Consider the following 14,697-nt stretch of genomic DNA (forward strand, 5'->3'; position numbering starts at 1 on the left):
CCGATCCCCCCTCTATATACTAGTGGGCTGTGTGGCTGTCTTGACTCGCCGATCCAGCTGTCTTGCGCCAACCCCGTCCCGGGTCGCTTTGAGCGGAATCCTGAAATGAGCCAACAGTTTCAACACGATGTTCTGGTAATTGGCAGCGGCGCTGCCGGCTTGAGCCTTGCGCTGACCTTGCCCGGTCATTTGCGCATCGCCGTATTGAGCAAAGGCGACCTTGCCAATGGCTCAACCTTCTGGGCCCAGGGCGGCGTCGCTGCCGTTCTGGATGACACTGATACTGTCGAATCCCACGTCGATGACACCCTCAACGCCGGTGGTGGCCTGTGCCATGAAGACGCGGTGCGCTTTACCGTCGAGCACAGCAGAGAGGCGATTCAATGGCTGATCGACCAAGGCGTGCCCTTTACCCGCGATGAACAGTCCGGCACCGAAGACGGTGGTTTCGAGTTTCACCTGACCCGCGAAGGCGGTCATAGCCATCGGCGCATCATCCACGCCGCCGATGCGACGGGCGCGGCCATCTTCAGAACCCTGCTCGATCAGGCCAAACAGCGTCCCAACATCGAACTGCTGGAGCAGCGAGTCGCGGTCGACCTGATCACCGAAAAGCGCCTCGGTCTTGAAGGCGATCGTTGCCTCGGCGCCTATGTGCTCAACCGCAGCACCGGTGAAGTCGACACCTACGGCGCGCGCTTCGTGATCCTTGCATCGGGCGGCGCGGCAAAAGTCTATCTCTATACCAGCAACCCCGACGGCGCCTGCGGTGATGGCATTGCCATGGCTTGGCGTTCGGGCTGCCGGGTGGCGAACCTGGAGTTCAACCAGTTCCATCCCACCTGCCTTTATCACCCGCAAGCCAAGAGTTTTCTGATCACCGAAGCCCTCCGCGGCGAAGGCGGACATCTGAAGCTGCCTAATGGCGAACGCTTCATGCAGCGCTTCGACCCGCGGGCCGAGCTGGCACCACGGGACATCGTCGCCCGCGCCATCGACCATGAGATGAAGCGCTTGGGTATCGACTGCGTCTACCTGGACATCAGCCACAAGCCCGAAGACTTCATCAAAACGCACTTCCCGACGGTCTATGAACGCTGCCTGGAATTCTCCATCGACATCACTAAACAACCGATCCCGGTGGTGCCGGCGGCGCACTACACCTGCGGCGGCGTGATGGTCGATCAGCGGGGCCGCACCGATGTGCCGGGCCTGTATGCGATTGGTGAAACCAGCTTCACCGGCCTGCATGGCGCCAACCGCATGGCCAGCAACTCGCTGCTGGAATGTTTCGTTTACGCCCGTTCGGCAGCAGCAGATATTCTTGAGCAGTTGCCAGACGTATCGATTCCGACCGCCCTGCCCGTTTGGGATGCGAGCCAGGTCACCGATTCCGACGAAGACGTGATCATTGCGCACAACTGGGACGAACTGCGGCGATTCATGTGGGACTACGTCGGCATCGTGCGCACCAACAAGCGCCTGCAACGGGCTCAGCACCGGGTGCGTCTGTTGTTGGACGAAATTGACGAGTTCTACAGCAACTACAAGGTCAGCCGGGATTTGATCGAGCTGCGTAACCTGGCGCAGGTGGCCGAGCTGATGATTCAGTCAGCCATGGAGCGCAAGGAAAGTCGTGGCCTGCATTACACCCTCGATTACCCGAACATGCTGCCGGTCGCCCTCGACACTATTCTGGTGCCGCCCACCTACGCCGACTGAACTTGAGCCGAACCCGCAGGCGTCGGTGCATATCCGCCGCCTGCGAATCGCGCGGCACACAGATCGCCCTGACCCGTCGCTCATCGCGCAGACGAAAACGCAGAACCACAATCAATGGCAACGCCAGACTGTCCGGTCGCAGCTGCACGGGCTGCCAACCCACCGCCTGATTCCACAACTGCCAACCATCGGCATCACGACGCAAGCCCCGAAACGCTTGCGGGTGTGTCAGCAGAATCTGTCGCGGCAATGCCCAGGCGCCATGAGCCAGGCAGCAAAAAGCGCCGAGCAAACTGGCCCAGACTGGTAGGGAAAGAAGAGACAACGAACCCAGCGCGAATAGCTGGGCCAGAAGATACGCCGCCAGCAACTGCCGTGAGGCATGCCAGCGGCATTCGAACGCGTTACTTGGGCTGGACACGATCCAGGATCATGCGAACCATGCGTTGCAGCTCCGGATCTTCCGATTCGGCACGTTCCATGAACCAGCCGAACATGTCCTGATCCTCACACGTCAGCAGACGGACGTACAGATCACGATCCACCTGGTTGAGGTGCGGGTAAACCTCTTTCACAAACGGCACCAGCAATACGTCAAGCTCAAGCATGCCGCGGCGGCTGTGCCAGTAGAGGCGATTCAGTTCAACTTGTTCGACCATGGAGCGCTCCTCAAATAGGCGGCAAGTATACAGCCCCAAAGCGAGCCTAACAGTCGGCTTTGGTCGGGACCGACGATCCTTTGTGAACTACCCATTTCATGGGCGCCCCCTTATGATGTCCCTCGGACTCTTTACCCTGCGATGACCCATGGCCGATTCTGCTTTTTTCTGCACCCTGTCTCACGAAGGCGTTCTCGCGGTACGCGGCGCGGATGCCGGCAAATTCCTGCAAGGCCAATTGACTTGCAACCTTGATTATCTGAGCGATACCCAGGCCAGCCTTGGTGCGCGCTGCACGCAGAAAGGCCGGATGCAGTCGAGTTTCCGCATTTTGCTGGAAGGCGACGGCGTGCTCATGGCGATGGCCAGCGAACTGCTGGAGCCGCAACTGGCGGACCTGAAAAAGTACGCCGTATTCTCCAAATCGAAACTGACCGATGAAAGTGCCAGCTGGGTTCGCTTTGGCCTTCAGCATGGCGATGCGGCACTGACCAGCCTGGGCCTGGAACTACCGGCAGAAACCGACAGCGTGGTGCGCAATGATGGCCTGATCGCCCTTCGCGTCTCGCCTGATCGCGCTGAACTCTGGGTTCGTGCCGATCAAGCCGACACCATCAAGGGCAAGCTGTCTGCTCTGTTGGTCGAAGGTGAATTGAACCAATGGCTGTTGGGCCAGATCCGCGCCGGGATCGGTCAGGTCATGCCGAGCACCCGCGAGCTGTTCATCCCGCAGATGCTCAATCTGCAAGCCGTCGGTGGTGTGAGTTTCAAGAAAGGTTGCTACACCGGCCAGGAAATCGTCGCGCGCATGCAGTATCTGGGCAAGCTCAAGCGCCGGCTGTATCGCCTGCAACTGGAGGCCAGCGAATTACCGGAGCCCGGCACCCAATTGTTCTCCCCGACCCACGGCAGTTCGATCGGTGAAGTGGTGCTGGCCGCCCGCGCCGGGCAAAACATTGAACTCCTTGCGGTGCTGCAAGCCGAAGCGGCAGAAGATGGCAACCTGCACCTTGGCGCACTCGAAGGTCCTGGCCTGCATCTGCTCGACCTGCCTTACCAACTGGATCGTGATCGCGAAATCCAGCGTTAACAGCAGCACTTGTCGCAATACCCTAGAGAAAAGAAATGATCGAGCTGGCGGATAAGGTCCAACAGGATTTGGTTGAGGCCATCGATAACGATGACCTGGTTCTGCCAACGTTACCGGAAGTGGCCCTGCAGATTCGCAAGGCCGCTGAAGACCCGGAAATCAGTGTCACCACACTGAGCAAAGTGATTGGCCGCGATACCGCGCTGTCGGCGCGCCTGATCAAAGTGGTCAATAGCCCGTTGCTGCGCGCGACCCAGGAAGTGACTGACCTGCACACGGCCATCACCCGGCTGGGCGTCAATTACAGTAGCAACCTGGCCATTGGCCTGGTGATGGAACAGATCTTCAATGCCCGTTCCGAAGTGGTGGAACAGAAGATGCGCGAGGTCTGGCGCAAAAGCCTGGAAATCGCCGGCGTCAGTTACGCGTTGTGCCGCAGTTATACGCAACTCAAGCCTGATCAGGCAGCCCTTGGCGGTCTGGTGCATCAGATTGGTGTACTGCCGATCCTGACCTATGCCGAAGATCACTATGAATTGCTGTCTGACCCGATCAGCCTCAACCATGTGATCGACCGGATTCATCCGCTACTCGGCGATAAATTGCTCAGGGTCTGGGAGTTTCCGGAAATGCTGGTGCAATTGCCGGGGCTGTATCTGGATTTCAAGCGGCAATCGGAACGGGTCGATTATGTCGATCTGGTGCAAGTGGCCAGCTTGTATTGCCACAAGGACACCGATCATCCACTGGCCCGTATCGACTTGCTCGGCGTGCCAGCCTTCAAGAAGCTGGGGATCGATCTGGATAACGAGGCGATGTGCAAAGATCTGGAAGAGTCGCGCTCGATGTTTTACTGATCAAGGGACCGCGTCGCGCCCATCGCGAGCAGGCTCGCGATGGGGCCAAAACAAACACCATTACTCTCCCGCGATAAAACTCACCCGCACCTTCAGCCCCGCCTGCTCGCCATCGTGCAGGCTGATCTGCGCCAGGTGGGCACGGCAGATCTCGCCGACGATGGCCAACCCCAACCCCGACCCGGCCACCTGTTCGTTACGCCGATAAAAACGCTCGAACACCCGATCCCGCTCTTCAAGGGGAATCCCCGGGCCATCGTCTTCGACTTCCAGCACCGCCGGCGCCATGACCCGCAGGATCACATTGCCACCCGGTGGCGTATGGGCCAGCGCGTTGTCCACCAGATTGCTCAATAACTCGTTCAACAGCGTCGGCTCGCCGCGCAGCCACACCGGTTCGTCGGCTTCCAGCGCCAGCGCCACACCACGTGCATGGGCCAGCGGCGCCATGGCCATGCCCAGTTCCCGGGCCAACTGACTGAGGTCGAGCAACTGCGCACCGCCCTCGGCGATAGCCCGGGCGCCATTCTCGACCCGTGCCAGCGAGAGCAATTGATTGGCCAGGTGAGTCAGGCGATCTGTGTTCTGGGCGGCGGTTTCCAGGGTGTTGCGCCAGGTTTCAGGTTCATTCGACCGCATGCCCAGTTCGAGTCGTGCCTTGAGCGCCGCCAACGGGGTACGCAACTCATGGGCGGCATCGGCGATGAACTGCGCCTGACGCTCGAACTGCCCGCGCAAACGCTCGGTAAAGTGATTGAGCGCACGCACCAGCGGCCCCAACTCATGCTGCACTTCTACCAACGGCAAGGGCCGCAAGTCATCGGGCTGACGTTCTTCCACCGCCGTGCGCAAGCGTTCCAGCGGACGCAGCGCCGCACTGACCGCAAACCACACCATCAGCAACGCACCGATCGCCAGCATGCCCAGACGCAACAAAGTGTCAGCCATCAGGCTGCGAGCCATGCGGACCCGCGCCTCATCAGTTTCCGCCACGCGGATTTCCGCCATGCCGTTCATGTTCGGCTCGCTGACCGCTTTGAGCAGGCTGACCACTCGCACGTTCTGCCCTTGATAAGTGGCGTTATAGAAACGCGCCAGCGCCGGATAATCATCGGTACGTGGCGTTCCCGGCGGCGGCGGTGGCAGGTTTTCGTAGCCCGAAATCAGCTTCTGATTGATGTCATTGACCAGGTAAAAAATCCGTCCGGCACTGTCGTAGGCGAACGTATCGAGGGCCACGTAAGGCACGTTGGCGCTGAGGCTGCCGTCGCGCTGGGACAGGCCGGCGGCGATGGTCCGCGCCGAGGCCAGCAAGGTCCGGTCATACGCAGTATCAGCGGCTTCGCGGCCGTTCCAGTACGCGCTCAAACCACTGGCGAGCATCAACACCACCAGCAACAGCGCGAGGTTCCACAGCAACCGCCAACGCAGGCTGCTGAGCTTATGCATCGCGGCTTTCCAGCAGGTAGCCAAGGCCGCGAAAGGTCACGATGGCTACCGGTTGACCATCGAGTTTCTTGCGCAAGCGGTGAACGTAAATTTCGATGGCATCGGGACTGGCTTCCTCATCCAGACCGAAAACCTGGGCGGCCAGTTGCTCCTTGCTCATCACCCGACCGGGACGGGCGATCAGGGCTTCGAGCACCGCTTGTTCGCGGGAGGTCAGGGTCAGCAATTCTTCGCCAAGGGTGAAGCGCCGGGTGTCCAAGTCATAGGCCAGCACACCACAACGCTGCTGGCGTTCACCGCCGAGCACACTGCGGCGCAGCAAGGCTTTGACCCGGGCTTCGAGCTCTGTCAGCTCGAAGGGTTTGGCCAGGTAATCGTCAGCCCCAAGGTTCAGGCCATGGACCCGATCCTTGACGTCGCTGCGGGCGGTCAGCATCAGCACCGGCAGGTTCTTGCCCCGGGCTCGCAGGCGCGCCAGCACTTCGAAGCCATCCATGCGCGGCAGGCCGACATCGAGGATCGCCACGGCGTATTCCTCGCTGCTCAAGGCCAGGTCGGCCGCCACACCGTCGTGCAGCACATCCACGGTCAGGCCGGTGCTCTTGAGCGCCTGAGCGACACTTTCGGCAAGTTGCAGGTGGTCTTCGACGAGCAGAACACGCATGGATCTTTACCTCATTCAGGGATGGTCGACGCCATTCTTTGGCGCGGAGTTTACAGCCGCATCCGTCGCTGTGAAGCCCGAAAACCGTGAAAGTCAGCTGAAAGGTTAGCGAAAGGTTGGCCGGTTAGAGTCCAGCCACGGACAGTTTCGACTGCCGTCGCTACCGCACATAGCGTACGAAAAACGCCTCGAAGCGTTTTCGCCAATAAGAACAATAAACGGAGTACGTCACCATGCTGTCCATGCAGCTTCAGGCTCGCCCGCCTGCGCGTTTTTCCCGCCTCAGCCACACCGCCCTTGCCAGTGCCGCCGCTCTCGCCGGCTTTTCGCCGTTGAGCCAGGCTGCCTTCTTCGAAGACAGTACGGCAACCTTCGAAACCCGCAACATGTATTTCAACCGCGACTTTCGCGACGGCACCAGCGCCCAGCAATCCAAGCGGGACGAATGGGCCCAGGGGTTCATGCTCAATCTGCAATCGGGTTACACCGACGGCACCGTGGGGTTCGGTGTCGATGCGTTGGGCATGCTGGGAGTAAAACTCGATTCAAGTCCGGACCGCACCGGCACCGGCCTGTTGCCGACCCATGACGACGGTCGCGCGGCGGATGAATATTCCAAGCTCGGCCTGACCGGCAAAGTGAAAATCTCCGCCACGGAGCTGAAAGTCGGCAGCCTGATTCCGGAATTGCCGATCCTCAAGCCCAACGACGGGCGCATTCTGCCGCAGACCTTTGAAGGCGGCCTGCTGACCTCCAAAGAGATCAAGAACCTGACCTTCACCGGCGGGCGTCTGGAGAAAGCCAAGGACCGCGACAGCACCGACTTCGAGGACATCGCCCTCAACAACAAGAACAGCCGTTTCGCCGGCACCGTGGCCGGCAAGCACTTTGACTTTGGCGGTTTGGACTATAAGTTCACCGACAAGATCACCGGCAGCTACCACTTCGCCCAACTCGATGAAGTCTACAACCAGCACTTCCTCGGCGTTGTCGCGTCGCAACCGTTCGGTCCCGGCACAGTCGGCACTGACTTGCGCCTGGCCATCAGTGATGACGAGGGCGCAGCCCGTGGCGGTCCAATCGATAACAAATCCCTCAACGGTCTGGTGAGCTACGCCTTGAACGGGCATAAACTCAGCGCCGGCTATCAACACATGTCCGGTGACAGCGCTTTCCCCTACGTCGACGGCAGCGATCCGTACCTGGTCAACTTCGTGCAGATCAATGACTTTGCCGGTGCCGAAGAACACTCCTGGCAGGCACGTTACGACTACGACTTCTCCAAACTCGGCATTCCCGGCCTGAGCTTCATGAGCCGTTACGTGAGCGGTGACAACATCAAGCTCAAGAACGGTGACGAAGGCAAGGAGTGGGAACGCAACACGGAGATCAAATACGTCGTACAAAGTGGCGCCCTGAAAGACGTCGCTGTACGCCTGCGCAATGCCACCTACCGCTCCAACTACTCTGCTCGCGATGCCGATGAAGTGCGTCTGCTGGTGAGCTATAGCGTTGCCCTTTGGTAAACATCACGTTCAATAACAATAATGAATGCCCGTGGAGACTCAAATGAACTTATCACTGCGTAAAGTTGCTCTAGCCGCCAGCTGTGTACTGTTTGCCGGCCAATTGATGGCCGAACCGAAACGTCCGGAATGCATCGCCCCGGCCTCGCCGGGCGGCGGTTTCGACCTCACCTGCAAACTGGCGCAAAGCGCGCTGGTCAACGAAAAACTGCTGACTAAACCGATGCGCGTGACCTACATGCCCGGCGGTGTCGGCGCGGTGGCGTACAACGCGGTGGTCGCTCAGCGCCCGGCCGATGCCGGCACGTTGGTGGCATGGTCCAGCGGTTCGCTGCTGAACCTGGCGCAAGGCAAGTTCGGTCGTTTCGATGAAACCAACGTCCGCTGGCTCGCCGCCGTCGGCACAAGCTATGGCGCCATCGCGGTGAAAAGCGATTCGCCTTACAAGACCCTGGACGATCTGGTTCAGGCGCTGAAGAAAGATCCGAGCAAAGTGGTGATCGGTTCCGGCGGCACCGTCGGCAGCCAGGACTGGATGCAAACCGCACTGATCGCCAAGGCAGCCGGGATCAACCCGCGCGACCTGCGTTATGTCGCCCTCGAAGGCGGCGGTGAAATCGCCACTGCCCTGCTCGGTGGCCACATCCAGGTCGGCAGTACCGACATTTCCGACTCCATGCCACACATCCTGAGCGGCGACATGCGCCTGCTCGCGGTGTTCTCCGAGAAGCGTCTGGACGAGCCGGAAATGAAAGACATTCCGACCGCTAAAGAGCAAGGCTACGACATCGTCTGGCCGGTGGTTCGCGGTTTCTACCTCGGGCCAAAAGTCAGCGACGAAGACTACGCCTGGTGGAAAAACGCCTTCGACAAACTGCTGGCCTCCGAGGATTTCGCCAAGTTGCGCGATCAGCGTGAACTGTTCCCCTTTGCCATGACCGGCCCGGAGCTGGACACCTATGTGAAGAAGCAGGTCGCGGACTACAAAGTGCTGGCCAAAGAGTTCGGCCTGATCCAGTGATCGCCTCTGTCTAGCGGCCACGACCCCGGTTCTCGGGGTCGTGGCCCAGGAGTTCCTCATGCTCATACAACGCATTTTCGCTTCGGTGCTGTTGCTGGCCTGTATCGGCCTGGCATTGATGGCGTGGCCGTATCAAGCGGCTTTTTCCTACGAACCGGTCGGGCCTCGGGCCTTCCCTCTGCTAATGCTCGGCCTGATGGGCCTGGCGTTGCTGTACATGGTGTTTCGACCGGCGCCGATCGTGCACAGCGACGATGACCCGAAACTGGACCGCGAAACCCTGACCAAAATCGGCATTTGCGTGCTGCTGTTGCTGGTGTTCGCCGGGACCTTCGAACCTCTGGGTTTCATCGTCGCCAGCATTCTGATCGGTGTCCCGATGGCACGCCTGTATGGCGGCCGCTGGCTACCCAGCGCGGTGATCATCAGCCTGATGGCCATCGGTCTTTATCTGCTGTTCGACAAGTTGATGGACGTGCCACTGCCGCTGGGCGTGCTCGACGTTCTGGAGAACTGATATGGATACTCTTGGCTATTTGGGTCAGGGCTTCGGCGTCGCGCTGAGCCCGTACAACCTGGTGACCGCGCTGTGCGGCACCCTGATCGGCACCGTCGTCGGGCTGTTGCCGGGGCTGGGTCCGATCAACGGCGTGGCGTTGCTGATTCCGATCGCGTTCGCCCTCGGCCTGCCGCCGGAGTCGGCGCTGATCCTGCTGGCGGCGGTATATCTGGGTTGTGAATACGGCGGCCGGATCAGCTCGATCCTGCTGAACATTCCGGGCGAAGCCTCCACCGTCATGACCACCCTCGACGGTTACCCGATGGCCCGCAAAGGCCTGGCCGGTGTAGCGTTGTCGCTGTCGGCGTGGAGCTCGTTCATCGGTGCATTCATCGCGACGTGCGGCATGGTGCTGTTTGCCCCGCTGCTGGCGAAATGGGCAATTGCCTTTGGACCGGCGGAGTATTTCGTGCTGATGGTGTTTGCGATTGTCTGTCTCGGCGGCATGGCCGGCGACCGACCACTCAAGACCTTCATAGCGGCGCTGATCGGTCTGTTTCTGTCGAGCGTCGGCATCGACGCCAACAGCGGCGTATACCGTTTCACCGGGGATAACATTCACCTGACGGACGGCATTCAGTTCGTCGTACTGGTATTGGGTCTGTTCTCCATCAGCGAAATCCTCCTGCTGCTGGAAAAAACCCACCGCGGCCAGGAAGCGGTGAAAGCCACCGGGCGCATGATGTTTAACTTCAAGGAAGCTTCGGCGGTGTTCGTGGTGAACATCCGTTGCGGTTTACTGGGCTTCATCATGGGCGTGTTGCCGGGTGCCGGTGCGACGTTGGCCAGCGCTGTGGCCTACATGACCGAGAAACGTATCGCCGGCACCAAGGGTACGTTCGGACAAGGCGACATGCGTGGCCTCGCGGCTCCGGAAACCGCCATCGGTGGCGCCGCCTGCGGTGCACTGGTGCCGATGCTGACCCTCGGCGTTCCGGGCTCGGGTACCACGGCAGTGATGATCGGCGCGCTGTCGCTGTACAACATCACCCCAGGCCCGCTGTTGTTCCAGCAGCAACCGGACATCGTCTGGGGCCTGATCGCGTCGTTGTTCGTTGCCAACGTGATGCTGGTGATCCTCAACATTCCGATGATCCGCATCTTTACCCGCATCCTCGCCGTGCCGAACTGGGCGCTGGTGCCGGTGATTGCGATCATCACCGGGATCGGGGTCTACGCGGTGCATGCCACCACGTTCGACCTGTTCCTGATGATCGGCATCGGTATTTTCGGCTACATCCTGCGCAAGCTAGACTTCCCGTTGTCGCCGGTACTGCTGGGTTTCATCCTTGGTGGTCTGATGGAGCAAAATCTACGTCGCGCGCTGTCGATTTCCAATGGTGCGCTGGAAATCCTCTGGTCGAGCCCGATCACATTCGGTTGCTGGGTACTGACGGCAATCATGCTGCTGATGCCGCTGCTGCGCATCTGGCGCAAACGTTCGGTCGCCCGTCGCGCTCTCGCCGATGTCTGATCGGCCGCCCTTCAAAAGCTGGTGGGGAACACCGCTGGTCGGTCTGCTGGGCGGTTACCTCGCCAGCCAGATCGGCTGGCCACTGCCGTGGATGGTCGGCTCGTTGCTGGCGATCATCCTGGTGCGCTGTCTGACGCCCTGGCAATTGGCGGAAATCCCTGGCGGCCGCAAGTGCGGCCAGTGGATCGTCGGCATCGGCATCGGCCTGCACTTCACCCCAGTGGTGATGGAGCAGGTGCTGAGCCACTTCGGTCTGATCTTCTTCGGTGCGCTGGTTACCAGCCTGTCCGCTGTGGTGGGGGTCTGGTTGATGCGGCGCACCGGGGAAGATCGCGCCACTGCATTCTTTTCCAGCATGCCCGGCGGCTCCGGGGAGATGGTCAACCTCGGCGCCCGCAACGGCGCGGTGCTCAGCCGTGTCGCGGCGGGGCAGAGTTTGCGGGTGTTGGTGGTGGTGCTGTGTGTGCCGGCGGCGTTCAAGTATCTGTTGGGTGATGGTGCGCCGGTCTTGCATCCAACAACCGTCGACTGGTGGTGGCTGGCCATTCTGTTCCCGGCGGGCGCCCTTGCCGCCTGGATCTGGGAGCGGCTGCGACAACCCAATCCCTGGCTGTTCGGACCGTTGCTGGTGACTGCGACGGTGAGCATTGCCTGGGACCTGCACATCGGTCTGCCCAACGGCGGCAGTCAGATTGGTCAGTGGCTGATTGGCAGCGGGTTGGGGTGTCACTTCAATCGGCAGTTCTTCCGGCGGGCACCGTCGTTCATGGGCCGAACCCTGCTTGGCACGATGTTGACCATGTTGATCGCAACGTTGGCGGCATTGGGGTTGAGTGCGCTGACCCATCTGGATCTGCGTTCGCTAACGCTGGGCATGATGCCCGGCGGAATCGCCGAAATGAGCCTGACGGCGGAGACCCTGCAATTGTCGGTGCCGCTGGTGACGGCGATGCAGGTGATGCGGTTGTTGTTTGTATTGTTTCTGGCTGAGCCGTTGTTTCGGTATTGGAACCGGGAGCCGGATTCGCCCTGATAGACCGAGTTGCCTCCATCGCGAGCAGGCTCGCTCCCACAGGGTCCGCGTAGTCCTTGTGGGAGCGGGCTTGCCCGCGATGGGGCCTTCACGGCCAACCCATCAAACCGACGGCAATCGCCACTCGATCGGCGTCTCGCCATTCTGCTCCAGAAACTTGTTCGCCCGGCTGAAGTGCCCGCAGCCGAGGAAGCCGCGATAGGCGGACAGCGGCGACGGGTGGACCGAGGTCAGCACCAGGTGTTTGGTGGCGTCGATGAGTTTCTGCTTGCTCTGGGCATGCGCGCCCCATAGCAGGAACACCAAATGTGGCTGGTGCTCGCTGACCACTTCGATAATCCGGTCGGTAAAGTACTGCCAGCCCTTGCCCGCATGGGCGTTGGCATTCGCGCGTTCCACGGTCATGGTGGTGTTGAGCATCAACACGCCCTGCTCTGCCCAACTCTGCAGATAGCCATGGTTGGGAATGTCGATGTTCAGGTCGCGTTTCAATTCTTTATAGATGTTCACCAGCGATGGCGGTGCCGGCACGCCCGGCTGCACCGAGAAGCACAACCCATGGGCCTGGCCCGGGCCGTGGTAAGGGTCTTGACCAAGGATGACCACTTTGACCTTGTCCAGCGGCGTGGAATTGAGCGCGTTGAAAATCATCGGTCCGGGTGGATAGATCTCTTTTCCCGCCGCGCGTTCCTGTTGCAGGAATGTGCGCAACTCTGCCATGTAAGGCTGGTCGAATTCGGCACGCAGTGCCTCCTTCCAGCTCGGTTCGAGTTTGATACGGTCGTCAGCAGTCATGGTTACATCCGGCAAAAACAATGGGGCGAACCCTAGGAAAGCTGACCATGCTTGTCAATTGATCTGACGCAGATCCGGCACTTTCCTATGGAGCGATCATACTGAACGCTCAATTTCCCGATCGAGGTCACGATGAATCTGCACTTCGAAGAACTCACCGGCACCGACGGCGCACGCATCGGCATCGCCAGCCTGGATGCCGAAAAGTCCCTCAACGCCCTCTCCTTGCCGATGATTAACGCCCTGCGCGATCAACTGGACGCCTGGGCCAAGGAGCCACAGATTGTTTGCGTACTGCTGCGCGGCAATGGCGCCAAGGCTTTTTGCGCCGGCGGTGAAGTACGTAGCCTGGTGGAGGCGTGTCGCGCCCATCCCGGCGAAGTGCCGCCCTTGGCTGCAAACTTCTTTGCGGCAGAATATCGCCTCGACTTCAACCTGCACACCTACCCCAAACCGCTGATCTGCTGGGGTCATGGGTACGTGCTGGGTGGTGGCATGGGACTGCTGCAAGGTGCGAGCATTCGGATCGTTACGCCGAGCAGCCGGTTGGCGATGCCGGAGATCGGCATCGGCTTGTACCCGGACGTCGGCGCCAGTTGGTTTCTGTCGCGGTTACCCGGCAAGCTCGGATTGTTTCTCGGCCTGACCGGCGCCCAGATGAACGGTCGTGATGCAATCGATCTGGACCTCGCCGACCGCTTCCTGCGCGATGATCAACAACATGAGCTGCTCGAAGGTTTGCTGCAATTGAACTGGCAGGAACAGACAGCCATGCAGCTCAACAGCCTGCTCAAGGCCTTGCAGCAGGAAGCGATCGCGCAACTGCCCGAAGCGCAGTGGCTGCCTCGACGCGAGCAGATCGACGAACTGCTGGATGTCAGCGACGTTCGTTGCGCCTGGAAGGCCATCAGTACGCTGCGCGAACATTCCGACCCGCTGCTCGCTCGTGCCGCCAAAACCATGACTGAAGGCTCGCCCCTGACCGCCCATCTGGTGTGGGAACAGATCGATCGCGCCCGGCATCTATCGTTGGCTCAAGTCTTTCAGATGGAATACACCATCAGCCTCAACTGCTGCCGTCATCCGGAGTTCAGCGAAGGCGTGCGAGCGCGGTTGATCGACAAGGACCAGAAACCTCGCTGGCACTGGCCAGACATCAACAATGTACCGGAGGCGGCGGTGGAGGCGCATTTCCATAAAGTCTGGGAAGGCCGGCATCCTCTGGCTGACCTGTCGGAGTATTGAGTTTCGGGCACAAAAAAAGCGGCGCTTCATGCGCCGCTTTTTGTTGAGAGGTTTTACCAGCGGCCGCCTCGGCCGTCGCCGCGATCATGATGGCCGTCCCTTCCGCCGCGATAATCCGACCTGTTGTGACCTCGATAGTCATCATTCCGGCCACCCCGGTTATGGCCGTCCCAACCGCCGCGGTCATGACGGTCCCATCCACGATTCTGATAGACCCGATAGTCTGCTCGTGGCGCCGACTGGTAATACCGTGGTGCCGATTGATAAACCCGCGGCTGGTGGTAATAACGCGGCGTTGGCTGGTAATACCGTGCAGGTGGTGAGTAATACCTTTGCGGGGCCGAGTAGTAACGACCATCAGAGTAATAGGACCCGCCGCCGGAATAATACGGCGCAGGGGATGTGTAGACCTCGGAACGGTAGTAGCTGTCTCCTCCATCGGAATAGGGTACGCACGCACCAAGAAACAATCCCAATAGAGCAATCAGCAGAGTTTGGTGGAGCTTTTTTTGACAGAGCATGGCGGCCTCCTGGACCGCGAGTGAGCCACACCAGCGACGCTGGCAGGCGACAGTCAATTGTTCACAACTGTCGAAAGATCAG

Annotated in this window: 15 protein-coding genes; 9 read left to right on the forward strand and 6 right to left on the reverse strand. The window is 60.2% G+C overall.

Features of this window, described 5'->3' with window-relative positions; all coding sequences use genetic code 11:
- Nucleotides 1-105: 105 nt before the first annotated feature.
- Complete coding sequence (nadB, locus tag AB4O41_RS10295; protein ID WP_367374505.1) at nt 106-1,722, forward strand: L-aspartate oxidase; 1,617 nt, start codon at nt 106-108, stop codon at nt 1,720-1,722.
- Here nadB and AB4O41_RS10300 read toward each other — a convergent pair.
- Together AB4O41_RS10300 and AB4O41_RS10305 are read right to left on the reverse strand one after the other, a co-directional pair.
- The gene (locus AB4O41_RS10300) at nt 1,691-2,143 is read right to left on the reverse strand and encodes a protein YgfX (RefSeq protein WP_460147639.1); all 453 of its coding nucleotides are present in this window, start codon (nt 2,141-2,143) and stop codon (nt 1,691-1,693) included. The two genes, nadB and AB4O41_RS10300, sit on opposite strands and share 32 nt — an antisense overlap.
- The gene (locus AB4O41_RS10305) at nt 2,127-2,381 is read right to left on the reverse strand and encodes an FAD assembly factor SdhE (RefSeq protein ID WP_217856610.1); all 255 of its coding nucleotides are present in this window, start codon (nt 2,379-2,381) and stop codon (nt 2,127-2,129) included. The genes AB4O41_RS10300 and AB4O41_RS10305 overlap by 17 nt, the downstream gene beginning before the upstream one ends.
- A 148-nt stretch (nt 2,382-2,529) precedes the next feature.
- Between AB4O41_RS10305 and ygfZ the strand changes: the two genes are divergently transcribed.
- Both ygfZ and AB4O41_RS10315 read left to right on the forward strand, forming a co-directional pair.
- Nucleotides 2,530-3,471 carry a CAF17-like 4Fe-4S cluster assembly/insertion protein YgfZ gene (gene ygfZ / locus AB4O41_RS10310; protein WP_460147640.1) on the forward strand — a complete coding sequence of 314 codons (942 nt, stop codon included), beginning with the start codon at nt 2,530-2,532 and terminating at the stop codon, nt 3,469-3,471.
- Nucleotides 3,472-3,506: 35 nt separating this feature from the next.
- Complete coding sequence (locus AB4O41_RS10315) at nt 3,507-4,328, forward strand: HDOD domain-containing protein (protein ID WP_460147641.1); 822 nt, start codon at nt 3,507-3,509, stop codon at nt 4,326-4,328.
- Nucleotides 4,329-4,388: 60 nt separating this feature from the next.
- On the opposite strand, the gene AB4O41_RS10320 is transcribed toward AB4O41_RS10315, so the two are convergent.
- Nucleotides 4,389-5,777 carry a sensor histidine kinase gene (locus AB4O41_RS10320; protein WP_460147642.1) on the reverse strand — a complete coding sequence of 463 codons (1,389 nt, stop codon included), beginning with the start codon at nt 5,775-5,777 and terminating at the stop codon, nt 4,389-4,391.
- Nucleotides 5,770-6,441, reverse strand: a complete 672-nt coding sequence (locus AB4O41_RS10325) for a response regulator (RefSeq protein ID WP_007898613.1) — start codon at nt 6,439-6,441, stop codon at nt 5,770-5,772. Before AB4O41_RS10325 ends, AB4O41_RS10320 begins: the two co-directional genes overlap by 8 nt.
- A 233-nt stretch (nt 6,442-6,674) precedes the next feature.
- Between AB4O41_RS10325 and AB4O41_RS10330 the strand changes: the two genes are divergently transcribed.
- The 5 genes from AB4O41_RS10330 to AB4O41_RS10350 are packed head-to-tail and all read left to right on the forward strand — an operon-like array spanning nt 6,675 to nt 12,054.
- On the forward strand, nt 6,675-7,967 hold the full coding sequence (locus tag AB4O41_RS10330) for an OprD family porin (RefSeq protein ID WP_460147643.1): 1,293 nt from the start codon (nt 6,675-6,677) through the stop codon (nt 7,965-7,967).
- Between the two features lie 43 nt (nt 7,968-8,010).
- On the forward strand, nt 8,011-8,988 hold the full coding sequence (locus tag AB4O41_RS10335; RefSeq protein WP_460147644.1) for a Bug family tripartite tricarboxylate transporter substrate binding protein: 978 nt from the start codon (nt 8,011-8,013) through the stop codon (nt 8,986-8,988).
- Between the two features lie 58 nt (nt 8,989-9,046).
- A complete protein-coding gene (locus AB4O41_RS10340) occupies nt 9,047-9,505 on the forward strand; it encodes a tripartite tricarboxylate transporter TctB family protein (RefSeq protein ID WP_367374499.1) in 459 nt (152 codons plus the stop codon).
- A 1-nt stretch (nt 9,506) separates the two neighbouring features.
- Nucleotides 9,507-11,021 (forward strand): tripartite tricarboxylate transporter permease, encoded by a 1,515-nt coding sequence (locus AB4O41_RS10345; RefSeq protein WP_460147645.1) that lies wholly within the window; start codon nt 9,507-9,509, stop codon nt 11,019-11,021.
- Nucleotides 11,014-12,054, forward strand: a complete 1,041-nt coding sequence (locus AB4O41_RS10350; protein ID WP_460147646.1) for an AbrB family transcriptional regulator — start codon at nt 11,014-11,016, stop codon at nt 12,052-12,054. The genes AB4O41_RS10345 and AB4O41_RS10350 overlap by 8 nt, the downstream gene beginning before the upstream one ends.
- Nucleotides 12,055-12,156: 102 nt before the next feature.
- Here AB4O41_RS10350 and ung read toward each other — a convergent pair whose 3' ends face one another.
- Entirely contained in the window at nt 12,157-12,849 is a 693-nt protein-coding gene (gene ung / locus AB4O41_RS10355; RefSeq protein ID WP_008074486.1) for a uracil-DNA glycosylase, read from the reverse strand.
- 132 nt (nt 12,850-12,981) lie between these two features.
- Here ung and AB4O41_RS10360 point away from each other — a divergent pair, with 132 nt between their 5' ends.
- The gene (locus tag AB4O41_RS10360) at nt 12,982-14,094 is read left to right on the forward strand and encodes an enoyl-CoA hydratase/isomerase family protein (protein ID WP_460147647.1); all 1,113 of its coding nucleotides are present in this window, start codon (nt 12,982-12,984) and stop codon (nt 14,092-14,094) included.
- A gap of 53 nt (nt 14,095-14,147) precedes the next feature.
- On the opposite strand, the gene AB4O41_RS10365 is transcribed toward AB4O41_RS10360, so the two are convergent.
- A complete protein-coding gene (locus AB4O41_RS10365) occupies nt 14,148-14,615 on the reverse strand; it encodes a hypothetical protein (protein ID WP_460147648.1) in 468 nt (155 codons plus the stop codon).
- Nucleotides 14,616-14,697 lie beyond the last annotated feature (82 nt).

The sequence above is a fragment of the Pseudomonas sp. S2_A02 genome (assembly GCF_054668495.1).